The sequence below is a fragment of the Kouleothrix sp. 19917 genome (assembly GCF_057073505.1).
This window is the reverse complement of sequence record NZ_CP097099.1, coordinates 875,279-901,252: the sequence shown is the minus strand read 5'-3', so window position 1 is coordinate 901,252 and position 25,974 is coordinate 875,279. Positions and strand designations below refer to the sequence as shown.

Sequence of the window (25,974 nt, the reverse complement as noted above, 5' to 3'; positions counted from 1 at the left end):
CAAGTGGTACTCGTTTGGTAGTAGCCACGCACCAAAAGCAAAATCTCCGTGCCTCTGTGTCTCTGTGGTAAGTTATCCGCCGTCGGTCGTCATTGTCCCAGCTCGCGCAGCATGTCGTGGCGGAACTGGAGCGTGATCAGGAGCTTGTCGATCACGCCTTGCCAGCGCTCGCGCACGCCGGGGTCGTTGGGCCAGCTGTTCGCAATTTCGGGCAGCAGCGCGGGCGGCAGGCGCCGGGCGAACTCATCGGTGAGCGCGCCACGCAGTTGGTAGTCGTAGCTGTCGCGCCAGGCGCGCATGTGGCGGTGCACGGCGCGCAGGGCGGCGCGGGTGAGCGCGGGGCTCCAGGTGTGGCGCGTGGCGCGCAGCAGATCGAGCACCGGGTGCTTGTGCAGAGGCGTGCAATCGCCGCGCAGAATGTCGAGCAGCAGAGCTTCCTGACGCGCGGGCGGCAGCACCAGGAGCAATTCGGTGTCGGTGGGAGTATGCCGCAGCAGCGCCTCGGCCCACTCGGCGTCGCGGAAGTTCTGCGCGGCGGCCCGCCAACCATCGAGCAGCGCGCCTTTCCACTCACTGCGCTCGGCCAGCGCGATCAGGTCAGCCGGAGCGCGCTCCCAGCCGGCGCTCCAGGTGGCGGGCGGCATGGCACCAAGCACGCCCTGCAGCCACCAGGCGCGCTCGCCCTGCTTCTGGCGGCCAGCGGGCGGCTGCGGCTCGATGCCATCGCGCTGCATGGCGGCATCGCACTGTGTGGGCGGCTCGGCATGGAGGCGCTCGCTCGCGCGGCGCAGCAGCCCGGCGCGGTCGGTGGCCAGCCTGAGCATGGCAGTGGCGCGCGCCCGCATGCGCGCAACCAGCTGCGATTCGGGCAGGCGGGCGAGCAAGGCAGCGGCGGCGCGGCGCACTTCTTTGCTGCGGTCGTCGAGCGCATGCTCAAGAAATGGTTCGTCGGCAGTGCTCAGGCCCGGCTCCAGCGCCGCCAGCGAGGCGGCGCGGTCGTCGGCCTTTTCGCTGGCCCAGTCGCGTGCCAGCAGCTCACGGGCTAGTGCCGGCGCGCGCGGGCGCAGATCGGCCAGCAGCGCCAGCCGCGCCGCGCGCGTGCCAGTGTCCCACGCCTCGGCCAGCGCCCGCTCGTCGAGCGCGGCCATGTCGGGCAGTGGCGCGGCGTAGGCCCAGGCCGGGTTCTGGCCCGCCAGCCAGCGCCCGCGCGCCCCAAGCGCAGGCAGAATCGCCGCGCGCATCTCGGCATGGAGGCGGCCCTGCTCCAGCAGCTCGGGCAGCACGCCCGGCGGCACGCGCCAGCCGCCCGCTTCCAGCGCGGCCAGCCACTCGGGCAGCAGTGCGCGGTGGCTGCCGCCAAGCATGGCGTGGAGGTGCGGTTGGGCGCGCGGCGGGCAGATCAGCTGCGCTTCAGCGGGCGCGGGCGGCAAGGCACGCTCAAGGGGCGGCGCGGGCACTGCGCCAGCAGCGCGATACTGTGCCAGCAGCGCGGCCGCGCCCAGCAGCGCGCCCTCGGCGTCCGCCGCGTCGAGCCGTGCGAGCAGGGCCTGGAGCGCCGGGTCGGGCGCGTGGAGGCTCGGCGCGCGACGGGCCGTGCCAAGCAGCGCGGCGGTCAGCAGTTCGTCCCATGGCTCGTTCATGGGTATTCTTCGGGCAGGGGTGCGATGCTTTTGAACATGCGAGCTATTGTGACATGGTTTGGGGAAAACGACAAGCGAGAGGTGCTTGGGCCGCACGGCCGCTAGGCTTGCCTGTTGGCACGGCTATACTTTCCTGGTGAAAATCAGTGACAGCGTTGAGCCAGCTTGCTCAGGCCGCAGGACCGCCAGGGCTCGCGCCGCCCCACCCACTTCGTGGGTACCCGCCCGGCGTCGGGGCTATCGCCCCGAACCCCGAATTTTAGGTGGTCATCATAGTAAGCGGTTGTGGGTCATGCCTCCGTTATGCTTGCCGCTGGCAGCAAGCGATAATGTCAAACGAATTTGCGGGGCTCTCTCAACGAGGCTGATTCTCTCGCCCGATGCCTTGCCTGCATCCACAACGGAGGCATGACAACGGCTCTTTCGCCCGCTGATCACGCTCTTTACGGGGTCCAGGGGCAGCGCCCCGGCCGGGGAGTGCAGAGGGCCGCGGCCGGCCCTTTACTGCGGAGCGCGAGGGCGCACAGCCCTCGACCAACTTTGGCAAGGCTGTACTTACTTGGTGAAAACCAGTGCCAGCATCAAGCCAGCTTGCTCAGGCCGCAGGGCCGCCGGGGCTCGCGCCGCCCCGGCACCCGGCGTCGGGGCTGTCGCCCCGAACCCCAAATTTTAGGTGGTCATCATAGTAAGCGGTTGTGGGTCATGCCTCCGTTATGCTTGCCGCTGGCAGCAAGCGATAATGTCAAACGAATTTGCGGGGCTCTCTCAACGAGGCTGATTCTCTCGCCCGATGCCTTGCCTGCATCCACAACGGAGGCATGACAACGGCTCTTTCGCCCGCTGATCACGCTCTTTACGGGGTCCAGGGGCAGCGCCCCGGCCGGGGAGTGCAGAGGGCCGCGGCCGGCCCTTTGCTGCGGAGCGCGAGGGCGCACAGCCCTCGACTAATTCTGTACAGACAACAACCTTGCTGCGGAGCGCGAGGGCGCACAGCCCTCGACTAACTTCTGCACAGACAACAACCTTGTTGCGGAGCGCGAGGGCGCACAGCCCTCGACTAACTTCTGCACAGACAACAACCTTGTTGCGGAGCGCGAGGGCGCACAGCCCTCGACAGAGCCAGGGGCAGCCCCAGCCACAGGGTGGATATACAAGTCCACGCAGGCATCACAGCGCCCTAATAGCCGTGCGGGTGCGCCTGCCGCCACGCCCACGCGCTGCCAATCATCGCGTCGAGGGTGCTGTGCTGTGGCTGCCAGCCCAGCTCGCTCTGCGCCAGCGTGGCGTCGGCCACCAGCGCGGCGGCATCGCCCGGGCGGCGCGGGCCGACCGTGCAGGGAATCGCGTGGCCGGTGATGCGCCGCGCCGCCGCAATAACTTCGAGGTTGGTGAAGCCCGCGCCGCTGCCCAGGTTGTAGGTGCGGCTGCCGAGCCGATCGAGCGCGCCGAGGGCCAGGATATGCGCCTGCGCCAGATCGACGACATGAATGTAATCGCGCACGCAGCTGCCGTCGCGCGTGGCGTAGTCGCCGCCGAAGATAGTGATCTGCTCACGCCGGCCCAGCGCCACGTCTAGCAGCATGGGGATGAAGCGCTGGGGCGGCTGCTGGGCTTCGCCAAGCTGCTCGGTGGCACCGGCAGCGTTGAAGTAGCGCAGGCAGGCGTAGCGCAAGCCGTATATCTGCCCGAACCAGTGCAGGGTGCGCTCGATGAAATACTTCGACTCGCCATAGGGCGAGCCGGGTGTCACCGGCGCGTCGGGCGGAATGGGGATGGCGTCGGGCGTGCCGAAGAGATTGGCCGTGGACGAGAAAATAAAGCGTTCGACGCCGTGCGATACCGCCTGCTCAAGCAGGTTGGTCGCGCCAACAAGGTTATCGCGCAGGTAGCGCAGCGGCTGGCGCATGCTCTCGCCCACCAGCGAGGCCGAGGCGAAGTGCAGAATGCCATCGAATGCGTGTTCCTGCTGAAACACGCGCGCGACCGCGTCGGCGTCGCACAGGTCGCCTTCCACAAATGCCGCGCCGGGATCGACCGCCGCACGAAAGCCCGTCGCCAGGCTGTCGAACACGACCACCGAATGCCCAGCCGCGAGCAATTCGGCCACCGCGACGCTACCACAGTAGCCCGCGCCACCAGTTACCAGAATATGCATTGCTGTACTCCTTTTCTTCGATTGATGTATGACCAATACTATTCATATAAGAACACCAGGGACGTTTACCACGAAGGCACGAAGAAACGAAGAGCGTGAGGATGCTATAAAATCTTGGTGCCCTGGTGTCTCGGTGGTTATTTGAAAGGTATTGGATGGAAGGCTTACGCTTTCGTTTTAAGCAACTCAGTGCTCTCCGTGCGCTCTGTGGCTTATCGAGCCACGTTAGTCCCGCCAAAAACTTGGCATCCTTGCTACTCTAGCGTGCGCCGTTCTATAATACAAGCCGATTTCAGCTATGGCTTCTATTGATTTTTTGGATAGGGTATGGACATCAATCAGCTTCAGGCCTTTGATCGAATTGTGCGCGAGGGCAGTTTCAGCCGGGCGGCGTGGGCCATGCAGATCGCGCAGCCAACGATTAGCGCGCGCATCGCGGCGCTGGAAACAGCCGTGGGCGGCGCGCTGTTCACACGCAGGAGCCGCCGCGCCAGCCTGACGCCGCTGGGCGCAAGCTTTTTGCCTTATGCGCGCCGCGCGCTGGCAATGCTCAGCGAGGGCGTCGAAGTGGCCCGCCAGACGCAGGAAGGCCAGCGCGGGCGTGTTGCCGTGGGCGTGCTGGGCTCACTGGCGGGCTGCCTGCTTGGGCCGGTGCTGGCCGACTTGCTGCGCGAGCGGCCCGCGCTCGACCTGTATGTGCGCGGCGGCAGCCAGCAGAAGGTGGTCGAGCTGCTGTGCGATGGCGTGGTCGAATTGGGCTTGCTGGCCTGGCCTTGCGTCGACGCGCCCATGATCGAGCTGGCGCCGGTGCTGCACTTGCGCGAAGAGGTGGTGCTGGCGGTGCCGCGCGATCACCCGCTGGCCGGGCGCGCAGCCGCCACGGATGAAGAGGTTGCCGCACACTGCGCGCCGCTCTTGCTGGTGCGCTGGTGGCAATCCACGCACGCGCGCGTGGCGCGGATCGCCGGGCAGGCCAGCGCAGTGGCGAATGTGCCGCCCGAGACGGCGCGCACACTGCTGTGCGCCCGCGCTGGCATTGGCTTTTTCACGCGCCCGTTCGTGGCCGACCTGCTGGCGAGTGGCGAGATCTGCGCGGTGCCGCTCGCGGGCGCGCCGCTGTGGCGCGAGAGCGCGCTGGTGCGTGCCGCCCGCGACGCGCCGCTGTCGCCAGTGGCGGCGGAGCTGTTGGCTGGATTACAAAATTATGCGCGGCGCAACAAACTACTAGACAACGCGCGCCAAACGCTGTAATCTGTCATCAAAATAATATGTTGCAAAGAAAAGAAACGGTTATTATACAAGCAGCGTATTCTCACAATTTCCGCGTGTCTCAGGGCACGGCTCCGTCTAGCGCAAAGCGATAAGCGCCTATGAGTAGCGCCCCGCCCCTGCCACTTTCGCTCTTTGGCCTGCTGCGCGAGCAGTTTGGCCAGCAGCTGCCTCTCCTGCGCTGCACCAAAACAACCCTCGTCCACGTCTCGCACACGATCGAAGACCTCGTGCTGAAGAATCGTCTCCCCGCGCTGCTCTTCACTGGCTTTCAGGAATCATCGCACTGGAGCGCAGAAACCGAGCGCTACCGCGCGCTGGCCGAAGTGGCGCAGCAGGTGTGCATTTTCGCGGGCGGCACATTGCCGCCCGAAAGCCGCGCCAGCGAGATGCATGTGGTACTCCAGGGCGACGACCCGCTGCGCCAGGAGTGGTTTCTGGCCTTGCTGTCGGAAGAGTTTGCGGTGCTGCTGTGCGGGCAGGATCAGCATGTCGGCGCGGAAACCGAGGCACTGCGCCAGTTCGACACCATGTTTACCTTCGCGCCCGAGGTGATCGACAAAGTGCTCGACCGGCTGGAGCAGGTGGTTGGGCAGTATCGGCCCGAGCGGCTTGCAAGGCTTCAGGAAGCGCGCCGCAGCTTCCCGCCGCCTTCGCCCAAGCCTGAGATCATCTCGCAATTCACCCGCGAGATGATTCATTTTGAAGAGCAGCTCCAGCGTTCGCTAACCGCCACCACCACCACGCTTACCACCCAGCAGCGCTGGCGCGACGACCTGACGACCAGCCTAGTGCACGATCTGCGCTCGCCGCTGGAAGGGCTTGGCCTGGCGCTCAATCTCCTGCAATTCAAAACCGACTGGACCGACGCGACGCCGCAGGACATTTTGCAGATTGCGCAAAACAGCGTCAGGAATATGAGCACACTGATCCAGCTCATTCTCGACACGAATCAGCTCGCCAACCGCCAGTTCAACCTGAACTGGCAGACACACACACCCAGCACCATCCTCGATGCTGCAATCGAGCCGCTGATGCCGCTGATTGACCAGGGCAAGCTCCACCTGACGGTCACAGTCGACCAGCGCGTTCACACGCTGTGGGGCGATGGCAGCGTGCTGACGCGGATCGTGCAAAATATTCTTGGCAATGCGATCAAGTTCACGCCGCCCGGTGAATCGATCATCATCGGCGTTGCGCCAGCCCCATCGGGCAAACAAATCGAGATCAGCGTACGCGACACCGGGCCAGGTATCGCGCCTGCTGATCTCGAGCATATTTTCGACCGCTTCTACCAGGCCGCCGACAGCACGCGCCGCGGCAATGGGCTCGGCCTGTATTTCTGCCAGCTTGCCGCGCAGGCGCACGGCGGAACGGTTCGCGCAGCCAGCCAGCTTGGCGTTGGAACGACCTTCACGATTGTGCTGCCAAACGAGCCGCCGCTCAGCGCGCTCAGCGGCTAGCTACCCTTCTTCATGCTCAGGCCAATCCGCCCACGTGCGTGATCGATGCTCAGCACACGCACGTCCACAATGTCGCCGACCTGCACCACATCGAGCGGGTTGCGCACAAAGCGGTCGGCCATTTCGGAAACGTGCACCAGGCCGTCCTGCTTCACGCCAATATCCACAAACGCGCCAAAATCGACGACATTGCGCACCGTGCCGCGCAGCTGCATGCCCGGCTGCAAGTCTTCCATTTTCAGCACATCGGCGCGCAGCAGCGGCGGCGGCGCGTCGTCGCGCGGGTCGCGGCCAGGGCGGGCCAGGGCGTCGAGCATGTCGTTCAGGGTTGGCTCGCCAATGCTCAGGTCGGCGGCAAGCTGCGCGGGCGTGCTTTCCTTGTCGGCAAAGAGCTTGCGCACGCGCGCGGCCACCTCGGGCAGGCGCGTGTTCTTTTCGCCATAGCGCGCCAGCAGCGCCCGCGCCGCCGCATAGGATTCCGGGTGAACGGCGGTGTTGTCGAGCGGGTCGCTGGCCTCGGGGATGCGCAAAAAGCCGGCCGACTGCTCGAAGGCCTTGGGCCCAAGACCCTTGACTTTCAGTAGTTGCCTGCGCGCGCCAAACGGGCCGTTTTCGTCGCGATGCGCCACAATCGCCCTGGCGGTTTTGCTGTTCAGGCCCGCGACATAGCCCAGCAGCGCGGCCGAGGCAGTGTTGAGATCGACGCCGACGAAGTTTACGCAGCTTTCGACCACCGTGCCAAGCTGTTCGCCCAGGCGTTTCTGGTCGACGTCGTGCTGGTAGAGGCCAACACCCAGCGCCTTCGGATCGATCTTCACCAGCTCGGCCAGCGGGTCTTGCAGGCGCCGCGCAATCGAGACATTGCCGCGCTGCGTGGCGTCCAGATCGGGAAATTCCGCGCGCGCCGCTTCCGACGCCGAGTACACCGACGCGCCAGCCTCGCTGACCATGACGTACTTGAGCGGGAATGCTGCGGTCTTGATCACTTCAGCTACCAGCGCCTCGGTTTCGCGCGAGGCGGTGCCATTGCCAATCGCGATGATCTGCACGCCCCAGCGCTGCGCGGTTTTCAGCAGGCTGTCTTTGGCGCGGTCGGGCTGGTGCAGGTAGACCACGCCGCCCTCAAGATATTTGCCAGTCGCGTCGACCACGGCGACCTTGCAGCCGGTGCGGAAGCCCGGGTCGAGGCCCATCACCACGCGCCCGCGCAGCGGCGGCTGGAGCAGCAGGCCGCGCAGGTTGGCCGCGAAAATCGTGAGCGCGTGCGCCTCGGCGCGCTCGGTCAGCTCGCCGCGCAGGTCGCGCTCGATTGCGGGCGCAAGCAGGCGCTTGTAGCCATCGGCCACGGCGGCGCGCACTTCGTCGCCCAGCCAGCCAGCAGCCTTTGCGTAGCGGCGCTGGAGGGTCGTGACGAACGCAGCGTGGTTGGCTTCCACTTCCGCTTTCAGCGCGCCCTCGCGCTCGCCGCGATTGATTGCCAGGATGCGGTGCGGCGGCAGCGTGGCGAGGTTTTCGCCAAACTCGTGGTAGAGCTGATATTTGCCCTCGGCGTCGGCGGCCTCGTCTTTGCGCGCCACGCGCAGCACGCCGGTTTTGCGCGTTGCTTCGCGCACGGCCTGGCGCACGGCGGCGGTTTCGGCCACGGTTTCGGCCACAATATCGCGCGCGCCGGCATAGGCCGCCTCAAGGTCGGCCACGCCTTTTTCAGGGTCGACAAACGCCAACGCCAGATCATCGCGCGATTTGCCGCCCGTGTCTTGCGCAAGCAGCACTTCCGCCAGCGGCTGCAAGCCCTGCTCGCGGGCAATCTGCGCGCGCGTGCGGCGCTTGGGCCGAAACGGCAGATAAATATCTTCGACGGCCTGAAGCGTCTCGGCGGCGGCGAGCTGCGCTTCCAGCTCAGGCGTGAGGTGCCCGCCCTGCTCCAGCGCGGCATACACTTCGGCGCGGCGCGCTTCGAGGTTGCGCAGGTATTCGAGGCGATCCGCCAATTTGCGCAACTGCTCTTCATCCAGCCCGCCAGTCACTTCCTTGCGGTAGCGCGTGATGAAGGGAATGGTGTTGCCTTCGTCGAGCAGCGCGACGGTGCGCTCGACCTGGCTCAGCGCCAGGTTAAGCTCGCGGGCCAGGCGCGGCTCGATTGGCTGTGTTGTGAGTGTCATAGGCTCCGTCTATGTGCGATGTGCGATTGACGATGGGGCGAGCGGCGGGCGATATACACAACCGCAAAGGGCGCGAAGGACGCAAAGGGTTTTCAGGTTGAATGTTTGAAAGTTGCAGGTTACAGGTTCGCAGGTTCCTGCCCGCTGCCTACTGCGTCGGCGTCTACGGCGCGCGCTGGCCCAGCGTGACGCCCGAGCCGCGCTCGACCAGCGTGCCGGGGCGCGGTACGGAGCTGACAATTGTACCCGGGCCAAACTGGTTACACAGGTCGCCCAGCTTGTCGCAGCCCTGCACATCCACAAACGACACAAACAGGCCAGCCGCCTGAATTGCTGCGCGCGCTTCGGCCTCGTTCATGCCAGTGATCTCGGGTACCGCCACCTTGTTGCCAATGCTCACGACAATCGTGATGGTCTGGCCGCGCGGCAGCTTCACATTCACCGGGTCCTGGCGGATCACAAAGCCCTCGCTGATCGTGCTGGCTTCCTGCTGCACCTGCACCTGAAAGCCCGCTGCCGCCAGCAGGTTCTGCGCGTCGGAGGCGCGCGTGCGCTGCACGTCGGGCACAAGCACCAGCTCAGGGCCGAGGCTCAGCGTGAGCGTGACAATGCTGGAAGCGGCCTGCGCCACTGGCACCTGCGCGGGCGGGAACTGCTCCATCACCATCCCGGCGGTGATCACATCGCTGTTGCGCGGCTCGGCCACAAACACGCCCAGGCCCTGCGCCTGCAATTGCGCGCGCGCTTCGGCCTCGGTTTTGCCCACCAGGTCAGGCACCGGCACCTCGGGCACCAGGGCAGTGGGCGTTTCGGGCGTGGCAGTTGCGGCGGCGGGTGGGCGGTTCACGCCGCTGGCAAGCGAAAACAAGCCATCGAATGCGCCAATTGCAAACAGGTAGACCAGGCCGAGCACGCCGCCAAGCAGCAGCAAGCCCAGCAGAAAGCCGCCAAAACCGCCGCCGCTGGTGTCGGGGCGCTGCGTTGCCACCGCCGGGCGCGGGGGCGGGAGCGTCTGACGCGGCACGGTCGTATTGCTGATTGGGCGCGGCTGCGGCGCAGGCTGCGGCTGCACCGGGCGCGGCGCAACCGGGCGAATAACCGTGTCTTCGTTGCCGACGGCGAGGTAGTTGGCGAGCATGCGGGCAAAGTCGCGCGCCGAGGCCGGGCGGTCGGCCGGGTCTTTGCTCAGCGCGCGCAGCACAATGCCTTCCAGCTGCGGCGGAATGCGCGGGTTGTACATGCGCGGCCGCGGCGGCTCGGTGCTGACGTGCTGCATCGCCACAGCAATCGCGTTGTCGCCGGTAAAGGGCAGCCGCCCGGTCAGCATCTCGTAAAGGGTGATGCCCAGCGAGTAAATGTCGGACTGCGGGGTGGCGGGCAGACCACGGGCCTGCTCGGGCGAAATATAGTCGGCGGTGCCGAAGGTCACGCCCGTTTCCGTCATTGCTGTAGACATTTTGCTCTTTGCAATGCCGAAATCGGTGATCTTGACCGCGCCATTATCGCTCACAATAATATTTTGTGGCTTGATGTCGCGATGGATCATGCCCAGGCGATGCGCGGCTTCCAGGCCATTCGCCACGCCTTCGGCAATCGACACTGCGCGATCAACCGCGAGCGGGGCTTCGCGCAAAATCAGCGCCTTGAGGTCGCTGCCAGGCACGTATTCCATCACAATATAATGGATATCGCCATCCTGCCCAACGTCGTACACATCGACGATGTTGCTGTGGCGCAGGTTCGCGACCGCCTGGGCTTCGTGATGGAAGCGCTGCAAAAAGCCGGTATCGGAGGCATAGTGGCTATGCAGCACCTTGATCGCCACCGGGCGATTCAGCCGCAAGTCGCGCCCGCGGTACACGCGCGCCATGCCGCCTTCGCCAAGTTTCTGCTCTAGCTCATAGCGATTGTTGAGAACTTTTTGTTGCATTCTATTGATCACTGTTGGCAGGTTAGCAAGTGAGAAGGTTGCAAGTTACCGAAAGCCGCGCTCATCGAAAACCTGAAACATGCAACCTGCCAACCTGTAACGACGTTAGGCGAATACATGACGCACCAGCTCGCAGGCCGGCGTTGGCTCGGAAATGCCCAGGTGGTGTTCCAGCACGGCCAGGTTGACCACATCTTCGCGATTGTAGTCGAGCAAGGTGTGCAGCGCGCCCTTGTCGCCATAGGTCTCGTAGCGGTTCCACAGGCGCGGCGCATCCCAGCCGGTGATGCCGGCCGTGGCACGGCCAATGCCCAGGCGCTCTTCGATCTTTTTCAGGCCGCCGCGCAGGCCATGGCGCCGGCAGACATGCATCAGGTCGCAGTGCTCGTATTCGCGCTTCAGGTCGGCATACAGCGTTTTGCGAATATAGGGCAGGTCGAACGAGCCGCCATTGAAGGTCACCAGCGTCTGCGCGCCTTCCAGCGCCGCATACAGCGCAAGGTCGTTTACGCCCGCGCCAACGAGCTGGATGGTGCCCCAGTCGGGCCGGTAGATCCCAATAACGCTGATCGTGTTGCTGAAGGTCGTCTCGATATCGAGGTATGCGCGCATCGGCCTGCTTTCTGGTACGGCCCGCGCATGCAGGCGCTCACTCGCTGCCGGCGCGAAACCGTGTCATTATGGCATATGGCTGTGGCATTGGCAAGCGCGGCGCGCGCAGCAGGCCCGAACGACAAAGCGTGGTATAATCGCCACTCTATGCATTCTGCGCACGGGAAGAAACAGGATTGTATGCCGCAACGTGTTGTGATGGATACCGACCCAGGGATCGACGACTCGCTGGCGATCTTGCTGGCGCTTGCGTCGCCTGAGATCGACCTGGCTGGGGTGGGGGTGACGGGCGGCAACTGCGCGCTGGCCGACGGCGTGCGCAACGCGCTGAATGTGCTGGCGACTGCCAACCGCACCGACATGCCGGTGCACGCCGGCATTGCGCTGCCGCTGATCCGCCCGGCCTTCACTGCGCCCGAAACGCACGGCGACACGGGCCTGGGCTATGCGCGCCTGCCAGCCTCGCCGGTCGGCCCGGTCGATGAGCACGCCGTCGATTTCATTATTCGCGAAATCATGGCGCGCCCGGGCGAAACAACGCTGGTGGCGGTTGCGCCGCTGACGAATGTGGCGGTGGCGATTCGCAAAGAGCCGCGCATTGTCGAAAATGTGCGCGAAGTGATTATTATGGGCGGGGCGCTGCGCGCCGACGGCAACACCACCTCGCTGGCCGAGTTCAATTTTTATGTCGACCCGCACGCTGCGCATATTGTGCTCGAAAGTGGCATGCCGATCACGCTCTTGCCCTGGGACATTTCGAAAGACGTGATGCTGGTGCAGGCCGACATCGACCGCATGCTCGAAGTTTCGTCGCCAATCACGCGCTTTATTGCCGACGCCACGCGCTTCTATATCGAGTTTCACGAGCTGTGCTTTGGCTTCTCGGGCTGCTCGATCAACGACCCGGTGGCGCTGGCGCTGGCCTTCATGCCCGACCTGGCGCGCACCACGCCCATGCACGTCGCAATTGAGTACAGCAGCGAGCTGACGGCCGGCAAGACGGTGATTTCCTACGTGGGCGACAGCCAGCGCGAGCCCGACGAGCACGACCAGCTTGGCTTCGACCGGGCGCAGTGGCCGATGCGCTGGGGCTCGAAGGTGCGCAGCACGCCAAATGTGCGCGCCGTCACCGAGTTCGACAGCGAGCGCTTTATCGCGATGTTCGTCGAGCGCATGATCGCGCTGGCGCGTGGCGCGTAGTTTTCTCGCTCACGCGTTTAGCTACAGAGCACACAGAGGGCACGGAGGAAGTAACCAAACTCCGTGCCCTCTGTGTGCTCTGTGGCTTGGTTGGCAAGCTCAAATCTCCCCGCCCGGCAAGCGGAAATTGTAGCGCAGCGCCGCCAGGCGCAGCAGCGTGATGCCCGCAACCGCGAGTGGCAGCGCAATCGCCGCCGACACGCCAGCCGCATCCAGTACCAGGTAGAGCAGACAGCCCAGGAAGGCGCATGTCGCATACCAGTGCGTGTTGCGAAACACGTATGGGATCTCGTTGCACACCACGTCGCGAATCACCCCGCCAAACACACCCGTGATCACGCCCATGATCGCCGCCACAAACAGCGATGTTCCTGCCGCCTGCGCATAGGCCGCGCCCGCCACGCTGAACAAGCCCAGCCCCAGCGCGTCGGGCAGCACCAGCCAGCGCTCGGGGATGCGCGTGAAGGCCGGGAACAGCAGGGCCAGCACGGTGAGCACCAGCACCAGAATGGCGTATTCCTGATGCTCGACCCAGAACAGCGGCGTGCGGTCGAGCAGCAGGTCGCGCAGCGTGCCGCCGCCAAAGGCCGTCATAAACGCTACTGCGTAGCAGCCCACCAGATCCATGCGTTTGCGCTGCGCCTCGGCAATCCCCGAAAGCGCAAACACCACAATTCCCAACATCTCGATCGCTTGCAGCATTGATTTTTCCTGTTCGTTCGCCTGCGGTTCGCAAGTTGCAGGGTTGCAGGTTATGGGACGACCGACAGCCGTAAGAATGAACCGCAAAGAGCGCCAAGAACGCAGAGCGTTGCAGGTGAGGGGGTTGCAAGTTGGAATGTTCGCAAGTTTGAAGGTTTGTAAACCTAGTACCGTTAAGATAACCACCAAGCCACCAAGTTCAAAAGTATTCTAAAGCCCTCTGTGCCTCTGTGTCTCTGTGGTGAACGTTCCTGTCGTCCTTATTTGATGGTATTGAGCCTAATCCCCAGACCCCAGACCCCCATACGGTTCTTCATTCCCGGCAATTTTACACTTTATTCATCTTTGCATGGCTCGAACGCGCCCTGATGCGATCCGTCGCTCGGCGCGAGCCGAAAAGCTCTTGACCGGTTTAGGACGGAATGCTATACTTTCGGACATCCTTTTTCTTGTTTGTGGAATCGCTCGGCGCCACGCAGGCCCGCGCCCGTAGTGTTGCGTCTGGCTGCCGACGGCGGCAATTATCGGTTTCGTGCGAAGGAGCAAGTATGTACCGATCTCGGAACCTCGGCTGGTTCAACCTGCTGGCGCTTGCCGGCCTCCTGCTTGGCGCGCTGGCACTTCCCATCCGCGTCCCGGTGGCGCTCGCCGCCGGCCCCAGCAGCGTCACGATCGCCGGCGACCTGCAAAATGAGCTGGGCTGCCCGGGCGACTGGCAGGCCGACTGCGCAGCGACCCACATGGCCAACGACGCGGCAGACGATGTCTGGCAGGGCACATGGACAGTGCCGGCCGGCAATTGGCAGTACAAGGCTGCGCTCGACAATGCGTGGACGGAAAGCTATGGCCTGCACGCCGGCTCAGACAACATCCTGCTCAACCTCGGCGGCAGCACCTCCGTCAAGTTCTACTACGACAATAAAACCCACTGGGTCACCGACAATACAACCTCGGTGATTGCCGTGGCTGTGGGCGATTTTCAGAGCAAGCTTGGCTGCCCCGGCGACTGGCAGCCCGACTGCCTGCGCTCGTGGCTGCAAGATGTCGATGGCGATGGCACCTACACCTATGAAACAACCGCGCTGCCAGCCGGCTCCTACGAGGGCAAGGTGGCGCTGAACGAAAACTGGGACGTGAACTACGGCCAGGGCGGCGTGCCCGGTGGTGCGAATATCGCCTTCACCGTGCCCACCAACAACGCCAAAGTGTCATTCAGCTACAACGCCTCTTCGCACGTGCTGAGCATCCTGGCCGGCCACGCCGCCGACAATAATGTCGAGTGGGATGGCCTGCGCCACGACTCGCGCGACACGCTGTATCGCACGCCGGGCGGCGCGGTTCCGGCTGGCACGCCCGTCACGCTGCGCTTCCGCACCTTCCACAGCGACGTCACAAGCGTGAAACTGCGCGTATACGATCTGAATGCGGGCGGCCAGAGCATTGTGCCAATGAGCATTGCCGCCAGCAACGTGCCCTGCGCGCAGGCCGGCCTGGAAGCCGAACGCTGCGACTTCTGGGCGGCCACGCTGCCCAACAGCACGCCCAATAACTACTGGTACCGCTTTATCGTCACCGACGGCACCAAAAACGCCTACTACGCCGACAACACCAGCGCGCTCGACGGCGGGCTGGGGGCGACCACCGGCGACCCGATCGACCAGAGCTGGGCGCTGATGGTGTACAAGCCGGGCTTCCAGGCGCCAAGCTGGGCCAAAGACGCAGTGATCTACCAGATCTTCCCCGACCGCTTCCGCAACGGCCGCAGCAATAACGACCCCAAAACCGGCGATGTGCGCTACGACGACCCGGTGATCAAGCTGCCGTGGGGCACGCTGCCAGAAGGCTACTGCCGCAACTACGCCGACGCAACCACGGCCACCTGCCCGTGGCGCTTTGGCGACCCGCCGGCCTGGGGCGTGGGGCAGAAAGAAACGCCGCGCGGCCGCGACTACATGGGCGGCGACCTCAAAGGCGTCGATCAGAAACTCGACTACCTGAAGTCGCTGGGCGTCAACACGCTCTACTTCAACCCGATCTTCGACGCCGGCTCGAACCATGGCTATGACACCCAGGACTACTTCAAGATCGACCCCTACTTCGGCACGCAGAAAGACTGGGAGAACCTGAACAAGCACGCCGACCAGCTTGGCATTCGGATCGTGCTCGACGGCGTGTACAACCACATGTCGTCCGACAGCCCCTTCTTCGACCGCTACCACCACTACAGCACGGTTGGCGCATGTGAGTCGCTCAGTTCGCCGTACCGTAGCTGGTTCACCTTCCACGATGTAGCGGCCGGCACAGGCACATGCGTTGGCAGCGCGGGCGCGAATTCGGCCACCTACGATGGCTGGTTCGGCTTCGACAGCATCCCGGTGCTGACGAAAACCAACGCCGACGTGCAGAACTACTTCCTGACCAGCACCGACAGCGTGACCAAGCACTGGCTGAAGGCCGGCGCGGAAGGCTGGCGGCTCGACGTGATGGGCGATGCCTCGTTCCCGAACGGCTACTGGGAAACGTTCCGCACCGCCGTGAAAAACACCGACCCGAACGCGCTGATCATTGGCGAGCTGTGGCAGAAAGACAGCACCCTGCTGCGCTTCCTGCGCGGCGACCGCGCCGACAGCACCATGAACTACCGCCTGCGCGACGCCGTGATTGGCTTGCTGACGCCGGGCAGCTTCGACTCCAAGGGCTTTGGCGATAGCGGGCGCATTATCAAGCCGTCCGAGTTCGCCGCGCGCCTGGCCGCCATCCGCGAGGATTACAGCGACGCCAGCTTCTTCTCGCTGATGAACCTGCTCGACTCGCACGACACCGAGCGCCTGCGCTGGACGCTCACGCCCGGTGCCGAGACGCAGGCCGCCCGCGAGCAGGACGCCACCAACGTCGCCGCTGGCAAGCTGCGCCAGCGCCTGGCCGCGCTCATCCAGTTCACCGTGCCCGGCGCGCCAACCGTCTACTACGGCGACGAAGTTGGCATGACCGGCGACGACGACCCCGACGACCGCCGCACCTACCCGTGGGCCGACCTGGGCGGCAACCCCGACACGGCCATGTTCGCGCACTACCAGAGCCTGGCCAAGGTGCGCAAGCAAAACGCCGCGCTGACGGCGGGCGACTTCCGCGTGCTGCTGGCCGACGACACCGCTGACACGGTTGCCTATGGCCGCAAGACCACTGCGCAGGGCGCGATTGTGGCGCTGAACCGCAGCACGCAGGCGCGCACGCTCAGCATTCCGCTGGCGGGCTATATCCCGAACGGCGTGGTCTTCAAGGCGCTCTATGGCGTGGGCAACAGCACCGGCACAACCATCACCGTCGCCAGTGGCGCGCTGCAGGTTGTGCTCCAGCCGCTCAGCGGGCTGCTGCTCGCCACCGGCAGCACCGACCTGAACCCAACCGCCGCGCCCGCCAAGCTCAGGGTCACCAGCGAAGGCAATGGCACGGTCGCGCTGTCGTGGAACGCCGTCAGCGGCGCAAGCGGCTACAACGTCTACCGCAGTGTGGTGACGGGCGGCGGCTATGTGAAGGTCAACGGCAGCCTGCTCAGCGGCACCACCTTCACCGACAGCGGGCTGGAAAACGCGCGCAGCTACTTCTACGTTGTGAAGGCTATCGACGGCGCGGGTAACGAAAGCGCCGCCTCGAATGAGGTGCTTGGCCTGCCCCACCTGACGATTGACTGGGCCAACCTGCAGTGGCCGCCCACGCTGAGCTACACGCTCAACACCGCCACCCGCACCGACAATGTTTACGGGCAGGTGTACATCGCGGGCGCGACCAACCAGCCCGGCGCAACGCCCAGCCTGATGGCGCAGCTTGGCTACGGCCCGAGCGGCAGCAACCCGGCAGGCAACAGCGCGTGGCAGTGGCTCGACGCGGGCTTTAATGGCGATGCCGGCAACAACGACGAGTTCGTGGCAAGCTTGCAGCCCGAGCAGGCCGGCAGCTACGACTACGCCTACCGCTACAGCACCAACGGCGGCAAGGATTGGGTATATGCCGATCTGGATGGCATTGGCAACGGCTACAGCGCAGCACAGGCCGGCAAGCTGACGGTCAACTCCAGCGGCGACACCACCGCCCCATCGACTCCGGGCAACCTGCACACGCTGTCGGCCTCGCCGGCAGGCATCCAGCTCGCCTGGAACACCTCTACCGACAACGCTGCCGTGTATGGCTACGAAGTGCTGCGCAGCAGCACCAGCGGCGGGCCATACACGCGCATCGCGCTGGCGACCAGCGGCACCGAGTACACCGACGCGACCGTGACCGAAGGCACAACCTACTACTACGTCGTGCGCGCCGTCGACACCTCGTTCAACCGCTCGGGCAACTCGAACCAGGTGAGCGCCACCGCGCAGCTGCGCACCATCACGCTTAACATCACCGTCACCGTGCCCGCCACCACCGATGCAGCCGCCCGCGATGTCACAATTGCCGGCTTCCTGGATCGGCTCGATGGCGGCTACCCGCAGTGGGACCCAACGGCGGTGAAGCTCACGCGCGTGGACGCGACCCACTGGAAGATCACCTTTACCGGCAAGGAAACCACCCAGCTCGAGTACAAGTATGCGCTCAGCTCGTGGGATTATGTCGAAAAGGACGGCACCTGCGGCGAAATTGGCAACCGCCAGCTCACCCTGAGCTACGGCAGCAATGGCACGCAGAACGTCAGCGACACCGTGGAGAACTGGCGCAATGTCGCGCCCTGTGGCAACTAATGCGCTTTCAGCGCAGGGGTTTAGGGCTTGGGGTTTGCGATGCGCAACGTCGCGCCCTGCGGCAGCTGCGGCGGCGGTCATCACGCCCACTGGCGACCCATATAACCTGATGTTGCTGGCGGTGCCAATGTACCTGCTGTACGAGCTCGGCATTCTGCTGTCGCGCTTTGTGCCGAAGAAACCGCTTGAGCCTGCGGAAGAAGTCGCGCCGTAGCGGCACGCTTCGCCAACAAGCAAACGACCCACGCGGCAGTACGCCCGTGGGTCGTTTGGTTTCGCCCGCGCAACCCGATGCGCCAAACGGGCTTTGATCGCAAGCTCAGAAGGCTTGCTCGCAAGCTCAGAAGGCTTGATCGCAAGCTCACGGGCTTTGCTCACAAGCTCGTGGGGTTTGATCACTCGCGTGCGGGCGTTGATCACAAGCTCGCGGGGCTTGATTGCAAGCTCAGAAGGCTTGATCACTCGCGTGCGGACGTTGATCACAAGCTCGCGGGGCTTGATCACTCGCGTGCGGGCGTTGATCACAAGCTCGCGGGGTTTGATTACTCGCGTGCGGAGCTTGAACACAAGCTCGTGGGGCTTGATCACAAGCGTGCAGGGTTTGAGCGCACGCTGCCCCTGCGTCTTCCCTTTCCTCGACGGCTGCGCCGAGCGGATTTTTCTGCGCAAGGTCGGCGGCGGCTATATTATGGAACATTTCGCAGAGATGTATAACGGAGAATCTGGCAAAGCAACGCTAAAATAGAATTTCCAGCACAAGGCACTGAGCGCTTCCATACGCTCAGTGCCTTATCGCTTATTGCCTGCACCCTCTTCGGCAAGCTCAGAACTTCGCTTCGATACGGCCTTCGGCCTACTCAGGATGCTATGTTTCCACCTCTGGCATCATAGCAGCAACCTGCAACCTGCAACTTGCAAACCTGCGAACCTGCCAACCTTCTAACCCGCAACAACCCGAAGCTACCGCATCAGCCGCTGCGCACCGCTGTGGCGCGGGTCGGTGGGGGTTGGGCGCGGCTGGAAGTAGATTACTTCCTTCCACAAGGTTGTTAGAGTTCACCTCCTCGTAATTCCCCACTGTGATGCAGTGTATAGCATCGATTGCCACGCCGCATCACACTTTGACGGCTTATGAGAAGTCGGCTGCACAGCGCATTACCCAAGTGCGTATGCTTCTTTGAGCCACTCGATAAGCTCACCATCCACATCGTCAGGAGCGGTAACCTTAACTTCGTTGTGATAGCGGTTCTTAGAAACCTGCTCGCTTTTTGCAACTCGCTCGCCCTGCAAAGGTCGATCCATTCGCAAGTTGAGATATAGAAAGCTCTTGCGTGGATGAATACCTGCAAAGCCCGATGTGTGGACGAGATGGATAGATGTTTTCTTCGGCTCCTCCCGAAATGGCCCAAGTGCGTGCAGGACTTCGATCAGCCGATGATAGATAGCGGGAACCACCGCATCCTTACCCACAAAAAGAGCATCTACGGATTGTGTTGTCTCAGTCATCACTAGCTCCCCCAACTTCCAACGACGAACCCGATTATCAGTCCGCCAATCGTACCAAGCCCAATAATAGGCGCATAGGCTTTTGTAATGATGGCATCAGGAAGACTTAGGAGCAGACCAAAGAGTAGACCTATCAGCCATCCGGGAAACGGCAGAACCGCCACCCCTATGACAACGCCGATGGCAAACCGATTGATAAACGCCCCAAGCATTGCGGCTCGCTTGTCATCAAACGGCAAGGGTATCATAGTAGCAACAGAGACGGCCCCGAACAGCAGACCGCAGAGGAGACCTAGCATCGGCTTTGGCATAAACCCTCCTGCTTCTTGTTGCTTAGGGCGCGCCAAATGCTTGCGCTTCTTGTTCCTGAATTGGCGGGCACTTATTGCTCCCATATGAACAAAACACACAGCAGTCGTCGGGCAGCGGGCGCAGCGTAGTGCCACAGTTCGCGCAGACATAGACCACTTGGCAGGCGTTCGTTGGCATCATCTCTTCCTTTTTGAAGCCACACTGCGGACAGTGGATAGTAGATAGTAGTTCCATATTGTCTTCCTGCGGTATTACAGCTATTCTTCGCTGAGTGCTTCCTCTAGGGTCTTGCCTTCTAAGAGTTTGAGGGCTATCTGTATCTCGTAGTCTATATAACCTGTGTCAAATTTGGTGGGCTTGTATGTTACCTGCTGTGCTGCTTCCGGTACATCTTCAGGAAGATACGTCTCCTCCTCACCGCTGGAAGAATGGAATAAGCCACCCATATAATAGACATTATATTTAGGGTATTCGTTGGGGTCGATATTATGAAATTCGTTGTACGCGATAATATAGATTGCGCCTCCGACGATCGCTGTACCGCGCCCCGTTGGTATGAAAGCATATGCGGCAGACTTTTCTCGACATACGTAATTCACTGCATCGATGTAATTGAAAGCTGCTGGCATAACGTCCTCGACTGAGTGTTCGGAGTGCTTCTTCCAGTAGAGTACCACGTTTGGAAGTGCGATACAACTGCTAGTTGTGTGAGCAGGAAATATAACAAAGTGAGTGTCCCGAAACCTACTGGTAAAGGCGCTATACTAAAGATAGACACCGAGAGGCCGCCCTACAGAAGGCGGTCTTTTCGTGTCTGAGAAAACCGAATATCTTCTGTGAGGGTCGCTCCAAACGGGGCGGCCTTTTTGTGTGTGCGAAGGAGGTCGGCGTGGCCCTACTGGAAGACGGCAACATCTGCTGCATCTGTGATACCAAATACGGGTGTATACTTACAGCATGAGACGACTGAAACTGGCTGAACATCTGACGGTTGAGGAACTCGGGCAGCGCTATCGCCAGGCCGCCGATCCTGTCGCTCGCAGTCATTGGCAGATGCTCTGGTTGCTGAGCCAAGGCCGTTCCCCTACCGAAATCGCACAGGTCTGTGGTTACTCGCTGACCTGGTTGTACGCGATTGTCCGCCGCTACAACGCCGATGGTCCTGACCACGTCGGCGACCGCCGTCATCACAACCCTGGCCAGGCTCCGCTGCTCTCGCCCGCCCTGCGTGCCGAACTCGACAAAGCCCTCGAAGGTCCTGCCCCCGATGGTGGCGTGTGGACTGGCCCGAAAGTCGCCGACTGGATGAGCAGCAAGCTCGCTCGAAAGGTACACGCGCCACGCGGCTGGGAAGTCTTGCAGCAGCTTGGTTATCGCTCCTATGTCCCGCGTCCGCGCCATATCAAGGCCGATACTGAGGCGCAAGAGCAGTTTAAAAAAAACGCTTCCGCAAGCCGTCGCCCAGATCCAAGCCGAGCATCCTGACGCCAGCGTGGAGGTCTGGGGCGAGGATGAACATCGCATCGGCCTCAAACCGATCCTGCGGCGGGTCTGGTGCAAGAAAGGGCAGCGGCCACTTGTGACGGTTCAGCCGCGTTACAAATGGACCTACCTGTATGGGTTTGTCTGTCCGCAACGGGGCGAGAGTTTCTGGCTGCTGCTGCCACGGGTCGCGGTGGCAGTGTGGACGCTGGTGCTGGCCGAGTTTGCCGCTGCAGTCGGGGCTGGTCCGAGCAAACAGATTGTGCTGGTGATCGATCAAGCCGGCTGGCACAGTAGCAGTAAGGTGGTAGTACCGCAAGGCGTGCATGGAGTGTTTCAGCCGCCGTATTCGCCGGAGGTGCAGCCGGCCGAACGGTTGTGGACATTGAGCGACGAAGCGCTGGTGAATGAGCATTTCAGTGATTTGGACGCCTTGATTGAGGCACAAACAGAACGCTGCCGTCGCTTGCGTGAGCAGCCGGAGATCATTCGCACGCACACCCTCTTTCACTGGTGGCCCAAACCGACCATACCATAAGTGTTCACCCGTATTTGGTATGACGAGCGACCTATCCATCGGACTATCGGCGGCGTGCCGGCCTACTACTGTGCGGCCTGCTTCGAGACCTACAAGGACGACATCCTGAGCAGCGTGCCCTGGGTGAAGATGCTGATGAACAGGGACAGAAGCGCCGCAACCGTATGATATAATTTCAATCGGATGCAGACTTCATTGCAGCGGGATTGTGCCAATGTTTCAAATCGAATTCACTCCTGAGGCAATTGAAGACGTCGAGCAGTTACGCGCATTTGATCGCCGACACATCATCGCAACGGTACAAGAGCAACTTTCGCATCAACCGATTGCGACCACACGAAACAGAAAGAAACTACGCCCGAATATGCTTGCCGAATGGGAGTTACGCATCATTCCGTTTCGTATATTCTATGATGTCGATCTTGATCGTTCGGTGGTGAAGATCATAGCAATTGGATACAAACAAGGGAACACATTGTTTATCCACGGCGAGGAGTATGATCTATGAAAACCGTGAATATAGCGAATCCCACAACCGAGCTCACTGCACTGTTCGAGCAGGCGAATGAGGAAGATGTAGTCGTTCGCCTCGCCGATGGCCGTGAGTTCTTATTAAGCGTAGTTGATGACTTTGATGTCGAGATTGCCCAGACACGCCAGAACGAAAAGTTGATGGCGCTTCTCGACGAACGCGCCCGGCAAACACAAACCGTACCTATTGACGAGGTCAAGCGTCGGTTGGGCATCGCCGAATAGGCCAGCGTCGCCAGCTTCCTGGAAGCTTCGCACTGCCATTCGTTGCAACAGCGTCGCCAGCGTTTTGGAAGCTTGGGTAGCTGCCACTTCAAGTGAGTGCCTGCTCAACTTCCTGGAAGCTTTGCACTGCTATTCAAGGCACCAAGCGCCGCCGCAAATATAGATGGCACCGAGCGCTTCCATACGCTCAGTGCCTTATCGCTTATTGCCTGCACCCTCTTCGGCAAGCTCAGAACTTCGCTTTGATACGGCCTTCGGCCTACTCAGGATGCTATGTTTCTGCCCCTGGCATCATAGCAGCAACCTGCAACTTGCAAACCTGCAAACCTGCGAACCTGCAACCTTCTAAGCTGTAACCCCGAACCTACCGCATCAGCCGCTGCGCACCGCTGTGGCGCGGGTCGGTGGGGACGGGGCGCGGCTGGAAGTAGATCACTTCTTTCCATACGGCTGTAATTGCGTCGGCGCAGATCACCACCAGGTCGTCGGGCTCGGCGAGGGAAAGCGCGTGGCGCACTGCGTCGAGCTCATCCAGCACGGTAATCATACGGTCGGGCGGCATGCCAGCCCCGCGCGCGGCGTCGTGCAGCAGCGCGGCGATTGAGCCATGCTGGCGGCCGCGCCGGTCGTCGTCTTCCTTGATCACCAGCAGGTCGAAGGTCTTGCCGGCGATTTCGCCAAACTCGCGAATATCCTGGTCGCGGCGGTCGCCGGGCGCGGCAATCACGCCGATGGTGCGGCGGTAGTTCGGGCGCAGGCGGCTGACCAGATCGCCCAGCGCGGCGATGGCGGCCGGGTTGTGCGCGTAGTCGACGATCACGCGGAAGGCGTATTCGTCGAAGACGTTCAGGCGGCCGGGGGTGAGGTAGAAGCTGGTGGCAAAGGTGCGCAGGCCCTGGCGAATATTTTCGACCGAGACGCCGCGCGCGTAGCAGATTGCGGCGGCGGCCAGCGCATTGGCGACGTTATGAAGCGCCTTGCCTTCGAGCGTGGCCGGGATCAGGTGCGTCCACAGCAGCGGAATGTACTGCTCGGCATCATAGATCGCAAGCATCTCGCCGCGCACGCCGGGCTGAAGCACCACGGCGGTACCGCCCTTCTGGATGTGCTCTTTCACCAGCGTGCTTGCGCCCTCGCCGCCGTGCATCGAGAAGTAGACGATCCGGCCCTCGGCGTGCGCGGCCATCGCGGCCACTCGCTCGTCGTCGGCATTCAGCACCGAAGCGCCGTCTTCGCGCACCACTTCCACCAGCAGTTGCTTAACCTCGGCGAGCTGCTCGATGGTATCGACGCCGCGCAGGCCCAGGTGGTCGGCAGAAACATTCAGCACCGCGCCAACGTCGCAGCGGTCGAAGCCGAGGCCCTCGCGCAGAATGCCGCCACGAGCGGTTTCCAGCACCGCCGAGTCGACCGTCGGGTCTTTCAGCACCACGCGCGCGCTCCACGGCCCGGTCATGTCGCCCTTCATGTAGATCTGCCCGTCGATGTAGATGCCGTCGGTGGTTGTCAGGCCAACGCGCTCGCCGTTCATCTTGAGGATGTGGGCGACCATGCGCGCCGTGGTGGTTTTGCCGTTTGTGCCGGTGAGCGCGACCAGCGGGATGCGGGCGGGCGTGCGCGGCGGGAACAGCATGTCGATCACCGGCTTGGCGACGTTGCGCGCCTGGCCCTCGCTCGGCTGCAAGTGCATGCGGAAACCAGGGCCGGCATTCACCTCGACAATGCCGCCGCCCACTTCGCGCAATGGCTGCGTGATGTCGGGCGTGATGATGTCGATGCCGGCGATGTCGAGGCCGATCACCAGCGCGGCGCGGCGGGCGATCTCGCGGGTTTCGTAGTGAATGTCGGTGGTGCGGTCGATGGCGGTGCCGCCGGTGGAAAGGTTGGCCGTTGCGGCGAGGGAAAAAACCTCGCCAGCGGGCAGAACCGTATCGAGTGCGTAGCCCGCTCGCTTGAGCAGGAGCTCGGATTGATGGTTGATCTTGATGCGCGTAAGCACTTTTTCATGCCCAATGCCACGGCGCGGGTCGCGGTTGACGATCTCGATCAGCTCGGCAATCGTGTGCGCGCCATCGCCAATGACGTGCGCTGGCACGCGCTCGGCCACTGCCACGACTTTGCCGTCGATCACCAGCACGCGGTAATCTTTGCCTTCCAGAAAGGTCTCGACCAGCACGGAGTTGGTGTACTCGTTGGCGGCAGCAAAGCCGCGCCGCACTTCGTCGGGGGTTGTCAGGCGAATGGAGACGCCGCGCCCGTGGCTGACATCGAGCGGCTTGGTGACGACCGGGTAGCCAATTGTTTCGGCAATTTCAACTGCCTGCTCGGCGCTGCGGGCGACGCGGTGGCGCGGCGTGGGGATGCCGACATCGGAAAGCAGCTTGATCGTCAGCTCTTTGTCGCTGGCGGTTTCCACGGCGATATTGCCGGTTTTGCCCGTCACCGAGGCGCGGATGCGCTGCTGGTATTTGCCCCAGCCAAGCTGCACCAGGCTGTTCGTGTCGAGCCGAATAGCGGGGATGCCGCGCCGACGCGCTTCTTCCACGAGCGAGGCAGTTGTTGGCCCCAGCGCAATCTCCTGCGCCCGCTCGATCAGCCCTTCCAGCTCGCGCGCAAAATCAAAGCGCGCCAGCTCGTCGGCCGGCAGCGCGCTGGGGTAGTCGGCCGGCAGGAGGCTGCGCGCCAGCGTGATCGCCAGCTCGCCGGCCTCGAGGCCAACCTGCTCCTCGGTGAAGGAGTAGATCACATAGTAGACGCCGTCCTGCCCGGGCACCGAGCGCGTCTTGCCATAGGTGACGGGCGTGCCGGCCAGGCACTGAATTTCTATCGCAACGTGCTCGATCACATGGCCGAGCCAGGTGCCGCGCGTGCCATCCCGGTTCGTGTCGGAGAGGCGGCGCACAAAGCCGCCCGGCTGGCCGTAGGAGCAGCCATGCTCGCTGAGCGTGGGGATGAGCGTGAGCAGGCGCTCGTTGAACTCGGGGATCTCGCCCGAGGGATGCTGCTCAAGGTCTTCCAGGTCGATGGTCAGGCGGATGACCGGGCGGTAGCCGTAGGGGCTGGGCCCGCGGTATACTCGCGTCTCTAGCACGCGCATAGCTTTCTCCTTTGGAATGGCATTGGCGGCGATTGTACCATAGATGGGGGATGTGTCGTGTGCTCGGGCCGCAGGGCCGCAAGCAGTGCCTGTTTCCGCGCAGCTTGCTCAGGCCGCAGGGCCTTTTTTTGCTTCTTTGAAATGCATTCTTCAATGCGAGCCAGCTTGCTCGGGCCGCAGGGCCTTTTTTTGCTTCTTTGAAATGCATTCTTGAATGCGAGCCAGCTTGCTCAGGCCGCAGGGCCTTTTTTTGCTTCTTTGAAATGCATTCTTGAATGCGAGCCAGCTTGCTCAGGCCGCAGGGCCTTTTTTTGCTTCTTTGAAATGCATTCTTGAATGCGAGCCAGCTTGCTCAGGCCGCAGGGCCTTTTTTTGCTTCTTTGAAATGCATTCTTGAATGCGAGCCAGCTTGCTCAGGCC

General features: G+C 62.8%; 21 protein-coding genes. 10 read left to right on the top strand and 11 right to left on the bottom strand.

All coding sequences use genetic code 11. The annotated features are described in order from the left end of the window. Nucleotides 1-89: 89 nt before the first annotated feature. Together M1P90_RS03610 and galE are read right to left on the bottom strand one after the other, a co-directional pair. A complete protein-coding gene (locus tag M1P90_RS03610; RefSeq protein WP_483701291.1) occupies nucleotides 90-1,640 on the bottom strand; it encodes a DUF5691 domain-containing protein in 1,551 nt (516 codons plus the stop codon). A gap of 1,177 nt (nucleotides 1,641-2,817) precedes the next feature. Further along, nucleotides 2,818-3,795, bottom strand: a complete 978-nt coding sequence (galE, locus tag M1P90_RS03605) for a UDP-glucose 4-epimerase GalE (RefSeq protein WP_483701290.1) — start codon at nucleotides 3,793-3,795, stop codon at nucleotides 2,818-2,820. 327 nt (nucleotides 3,796-4,122) lie between these two features. Between galE and M1P90_RS03600 the strand changes: the two genes are divergently transcribed. Both M1P90_RS03600 and M1P90_RS03595 read left to right on the top strand, forming a co-directional pair. Continuing rightward, complete coding sequence (locus M1P90_RS03600; protein ID WP_483701289.1) at nucleotides 4,123-5,046, top strand: LysR family transcriptional regulator; 924 nt, start codon at nucleotides 4,123-4,125, stop codon at nucleotides 5,044-5,046. Nucleotides 5,047-5,165: 119 nt separating this feature from the next. Then, a complete protein-coding gene (locus M1P90_RS03595) occupies nucleotides 5,166-6,527 on the top strand; it encodes an ATP-binding protein (protein WP_483701288.1) in 1,362 nt (453 codons plus the stop codon). On the opposite strand, the gene M1P90_RS03590 is transcribed toward M1P90_RS03595, so the two are convergent. The 3 genes from M1P90_RS03590 to M1P90_RS03580 all read right to left on the bottom strand — a co-directional run bounded on the left by M1P90_RS03590 (nucleotide 6,524) and on the right by M1P90_RS03580 (nucleotide 11,231). Continuing rightward, complete coding sequence (locus M1P90_RS03590; RefSeq protein ID WP_483701287.1) at nucleotides 6,524-8,689, bottom strand: Tex family protein; 2,166 nt, start codon at nucleotides 8,687-8,689, stop codon at nucleotides 6,524-6,526. The two genes, M1P90_RS03595 and M1P90_RS03590, sit on opposite strands and share 4 nt — an antisense overlap. A gap of 163 nt (nucleotides 8,690-8,852) precedes the next feature. Next, complete coding sequence (pknB, locus tag M1P90_RS03585) at nucleotides 8,853-10,619, bottom strand: Stk1 family PASTA domain-containing Ser/Thr kinase (RefSeq protein WP_483701286.1); 1,767 nt, start codon at nucleotides 10,617-10,619, stop codon at nucleotides 8,853-8,855. Nucleotides 10,620-10,724: 105 nt separating this feature from the next. Continuing rightward, the gene (locus M1P90_RS03580; protein WP_483701285.1) at nucleotides 10,725-11,231 is read right to left on the bottom strand and encodes a ribonuclease H-like domain-containing protein; all 507 of its coding nucleotides are present in this window, start codon (nucleotides 11,229-11,231) and stop codon (nucleotides 10,725-10,727) included. 180 nt (nucleotides 11,232-11,411) lie between these two features. Here M1P90_RS03580 and M1P90_RS03575 point away from each other — a divergent pair, with 180 nt between their 5' ends. Next, entirely contained in the window at nucleotides 11,412-12,431 is a 1,020-nt protein-coding gene (locus tag M1P90_RS03575; protein WP_483701284.1) for a nucleoside hydrolase, read from the top strand. A gap of 99 nt (nucleotides 12,432-12,530) precedes the next feature. Here M1P90_RS03575 and M1P90_RS03570 read toward each other — a convergent pair whose 3' ends face one another. Then, the gene (locus M1P90_RS03570; protein WP_483701283.1) at nucleotides 12,531-13,133 is read right to left on the bottom strand and encodes a trimeric intracellular cation channel family protein; all 603 of its coding nucleotides are present in this window, start codon (nucleotides 13,131-13,133) and stop codon (nucleotides 12,531-12,533) included. 548 nt (nucleotides 13,134-13,681) lie between these two features. Here M1P90_RS03570 and M1P90_RS03565 point away from each other — a divergent pair. The 3 genes from M1P90_RS03565 (at nucleotide 13,682) to M1P90_RS03555 (ending at nucleotide 18,577) form a co-directional block, all read left to right on the top strand. Next, nucleotides 13,682-17,863 carry a pullulanase X25 domain-containing protein gene (locus M1P90_RS03565; RefSeq protein WP_483701282.1) on the top strand — a complete coding sequence of 1,394 codons (4,182 nt, stop codon included), beginning with the start codon at nucleotides 13,682-13,684 and terminating at the stop codon, nucleotides 17,861-17,863. Nucleotides 17,864-17,897: 34 nt separating this feature from the next. Further along, nucleotides 17,898-18,077: a hypothetical protein gene (locus M1P90_RS03560; protein ID WP_483701281.1), complete on the top strand. Its 180-nt coding sequence runs from the start codon at nucleotides 17,898-17,900 to the stop codon at nucleotides 18,075-18,077. Between the two features lie 77 nt (nucleotides 18,078-18,154). After that, a complete protein-coding gene (locus M1P90_RS03555; RefSeq protein ID WP_483701280.1) occupies nucleotides 18,155-18,577 on the top strand; it encodes a hypothetical protein in 423 nt (140 codons plus the stop codon). 441 nt (nucleotides 18,578-19,018) lie between these two features. On the opposite strand, the gene M1P90_RS03550 is transcribed toward M1P90_RS03555, so the two are convergent. Genes M1P90_RS03550 through M1P90_RS03535 form a run of 4 tightly spaced genes read right to left on the bottom strand, consistent with a single transcriptional unit; the run spans nucleotide 19,019 to nucleotide 20,310 of the window. Further along, a complete protein-coding gene (locus tag M1P90_RS03550; RefSeq protein ID WP_483701279.1) occupies nucleotides 19,019-19,369 on the bottom strand; it encodes a DUF5655 domain-containing protein in 351 nt (116 codons plus the stop codon). A gap of 2 nt (nucleotides 19,370-19,371) precedes the next feature. Then, on the bottom strand, nucleotides 19,372-19,680 hold the full coding sequence (locus M1P90_RS03545; protein ID WP_483701278.1) for a hypothetical protein: 309 nt from the start codon (nucleotides 19,678-19,680) through the stop codon (nucleotides 19,372-19,374). A 22-nt stretch (nucleotides 19,681-19,702) separates the two neighbouring features. Continuing rightward, the gene (locus M1P90_RS03540; protein WP_483701277.1) at nucleotides 19,703-19,915 is read right to left on the bottom strand and encodes a GDCCVxC domain-containing (seleno)protein; all 213 of its coding nucleotides are present in this window, start codon (nucleotides 19,913-19,915) and stop codon (nucleotides 19,703-19,705) included. A 23-nt stretch (nucleotides 19,916-19,938) separates the two neighbouring features. After that, entirely contained in the window at nucleotides 19,939-20,310 is a 372-nt protein-coding gene (locus tag M1P90_RS03535) for a hypothetical protein (RefSeq protein WP_483701276.1), read from the bottom strand. Between the two features lie 328 nt (nucleotides 20,311-20,638). Here M1P90_RS03535 and M1P90_RS03530 point away from each other — a divergent pair, with 328 nt between their 5' ends. The 4 genes from M1P90_RS03530 (at nucleotide 20,639) to M1P90_RS03515 (ending at nucleotide 22,457) form a co-directional block, all read left to right on the top strand. Continuing rightward, a complete protein-coding gene (locus M1P90_RS03530) occupies nucleotides 20,639-21,166 on the top strand; it encodes a winged helix-turn-helix domain-containing protein (RefSeq protein ID WP_483699014.1) in 528 nt (175 codons plus the stop codon). A 7-nt stretch (nucleotides 21,167-21,173) separates the two neighbouring features. Continuing rightward, nucleotides 21,174-21,701: an IS630 family transposase gene (locus M1P90_RS03525; RefSeq protein ID WP_483701262.1), complete on the top strand. Its 528-nt coding sequence runs from the start codon at nucleotides 21,174-21,176 to the stop codon at nucleotides 21,699-21,701. A gap of 214 nt (nucleotides 21,702-21,915) precedes the next feature. Further along, entirely contained in the window at nucleotides 21,916-22,209 is a 294-nt protein-coding gene (locus tag M1P90_RS03520; protein ID WP_483701275.1) for a type II toxin-antitoxin system RelE family toxin, read from the top strand. Beyond that, nucleotides 22,206-22,457: a hypothetical protein gene (locus M1P90_RS03515; protein WP_483701274.1), complete on the top strand. Its 252-nt coding sequence runs from the start codon at nucleotides 22,206-22,208 to the stop codon at nucleotides 22,455-22,457. Before M1P90_RS03520 ends, M1P90_RS03515 begins: the two co-directional genes overlap by 4 nt. A gap of 364 nt (nucleotides 22,458-22,821) precedes the next feature. Here the strand turns inward: M1P90_RS03515 and cphA are convergent, their stop codons facing one another. Next, on the bottom strand, nucleotides 22,822-25,554 hold the full coding sequence (gene cphA, locus M1P90_RS03510) for a cyanophycin synthetase (protein ID WP_483701273.1): 2,733 nt from the start codon (nucleotides 25,552-25,554) through the stop codon (nucleotides 22,822-22,824). Nucleotides 25,555-25,974: the final 420 nt, after the last annotated feature.

Excerpts from the sequence above, each read along its gene's own strand:
- M1P90_RS03555 (WP_483701280.1), top strand. The coding sequence starts at position 18,155 with ATGCGCCAAACGGGCTTTGATCGCAAGCTCAGAAGGCTTGCTCGCAAG.
- M1P90_RS03550 (WP_483701279.1), bottom strand. The coding sequence starts at position 19,369 with ATGACTGAGACAACACAATCCGTAGATGCTCTTTTTGTGGGTAAGGAT.
- M1P90_RS03535 (WP_483701276.1), bottom strand. The coding sequence starts at position 20,310 with ATGCCAGCAGCTTTCAATTACATCGATGCAGTGAATTACGTATGTCGA.
- M1P90_RS03515 (WP_483701274.1), top strand. The coding sequence starts at position 22,206 with ATGAAAACCGTGAATATAGCGAATCCCACAACCGAGCTCACTGCACTG.
- M1P90_RS03545 (WP_483701278.1), bottom strand. The coding sequence starts at position 19,680 with ATGCCAAAGCCGATGCTAGGTCTCCTCTGCGGTCTGCTGTTCGGGGCC.
- M1P90_RS03520 (WP_483701275.1), top strand. The coding sequence starts at position 21,916 with ATGTTTCAAATCGAATTCACTCCTGAGGCAATTGAAGACGTCGAGCAG.
- M1P90_RS03565 (WP_483701282.1), top strand. The coding sequence starts at position 13,682 with ATGTACCGATCTCGGAACCTCGGCTGGTTCAACCTGCTGGCGCTTGCC.
- M1P90_RS03595 (WP_483701288.1), top strand. The coding sequence starts at position 5,166 with ATGAGTAGCGCCCCGCCCCTGCCACTTTCGCTCTTTGGCCTGCTGCGC.
- M1P90_RS03580 (WP_483701285.1), bottom strand. The coding sequence starts at position 11,231 with ATGCGCGCATACCTCGATATCGAGACGACCTTCAGCAACACGATCAGC.
- galE (WP_483701290.1), bottom strand. The coding sequence starts at position 3,795 with ATGCATATTCTGGTAACTGGTGGCGCGGGCTACTGTGGTAGCGTCGCG.
- M1P90_RS03540 (WP_483701277.1), bottom strand. The coding sequence starts at position 19,915 with ATGGAACTACTATCTACTATCCACTGTCCGCAGTGTGGCTTCAAAAAG.
- M1P90_RS03610 (WP_483701291.1), bottom strand. The coding sequence starts at position 1,640 with ATGAACGAGCCATGGGACGAACTGCTGACCGCCGCGCTGCTTGGCACG.
- M1P90_RS03600 (WP_483701289.1), top strand. The coding sequence starts at position 4,123 with ATGGACATCAATCAGCTTCAGGCCTTTGATCGAATTGTGCGCGAGGGC.
- M1P90_RS03570 (WP_483701283.1), bottom strand. The coding sequence starts at position 13,133 with ATGCTGCAAGCGATCGAGATGTTGGGAATTGTGGTGTTTGCGCTTTCG.
- pknB (WP_483701286.1), bottom strand. The coding sequence starts at position 10,619 with ATGCAACAAAAAGTTCTCAACAATCGCTATGAGCTAGAGCAGAAACTT.
- M1P90_RS03590 (WP_483701287.1), bottom strand. The coding sequence starts at position 8,689 with ATGACACTCACAACACAGCCAATCGAGCCGCGCCTGGCCCGCGAGCTT.
- M1P90_RS03575 (WP_483701284.1), top strand. The coding sequence starts at position 11,412 with ATGCCGCAACGTGTTGTGATGGATACCGACCCAGGGATCGACGACTCG.
- cphA (WP_483701273.1), bottom strand. The coding sequence starts at position 25,554 with ATGCGCGTGCTAGAGACGCGAGTATACCGCGGGCCCAGCCCCTACGGC.
- M1P90_RS03530 (WP_483699014.1), top strand. The coding sequence starts at position 20,639 with ATGAGACGACTGAAACTGGCTGAACATCTGACGGTTGAGGAACTCGGG.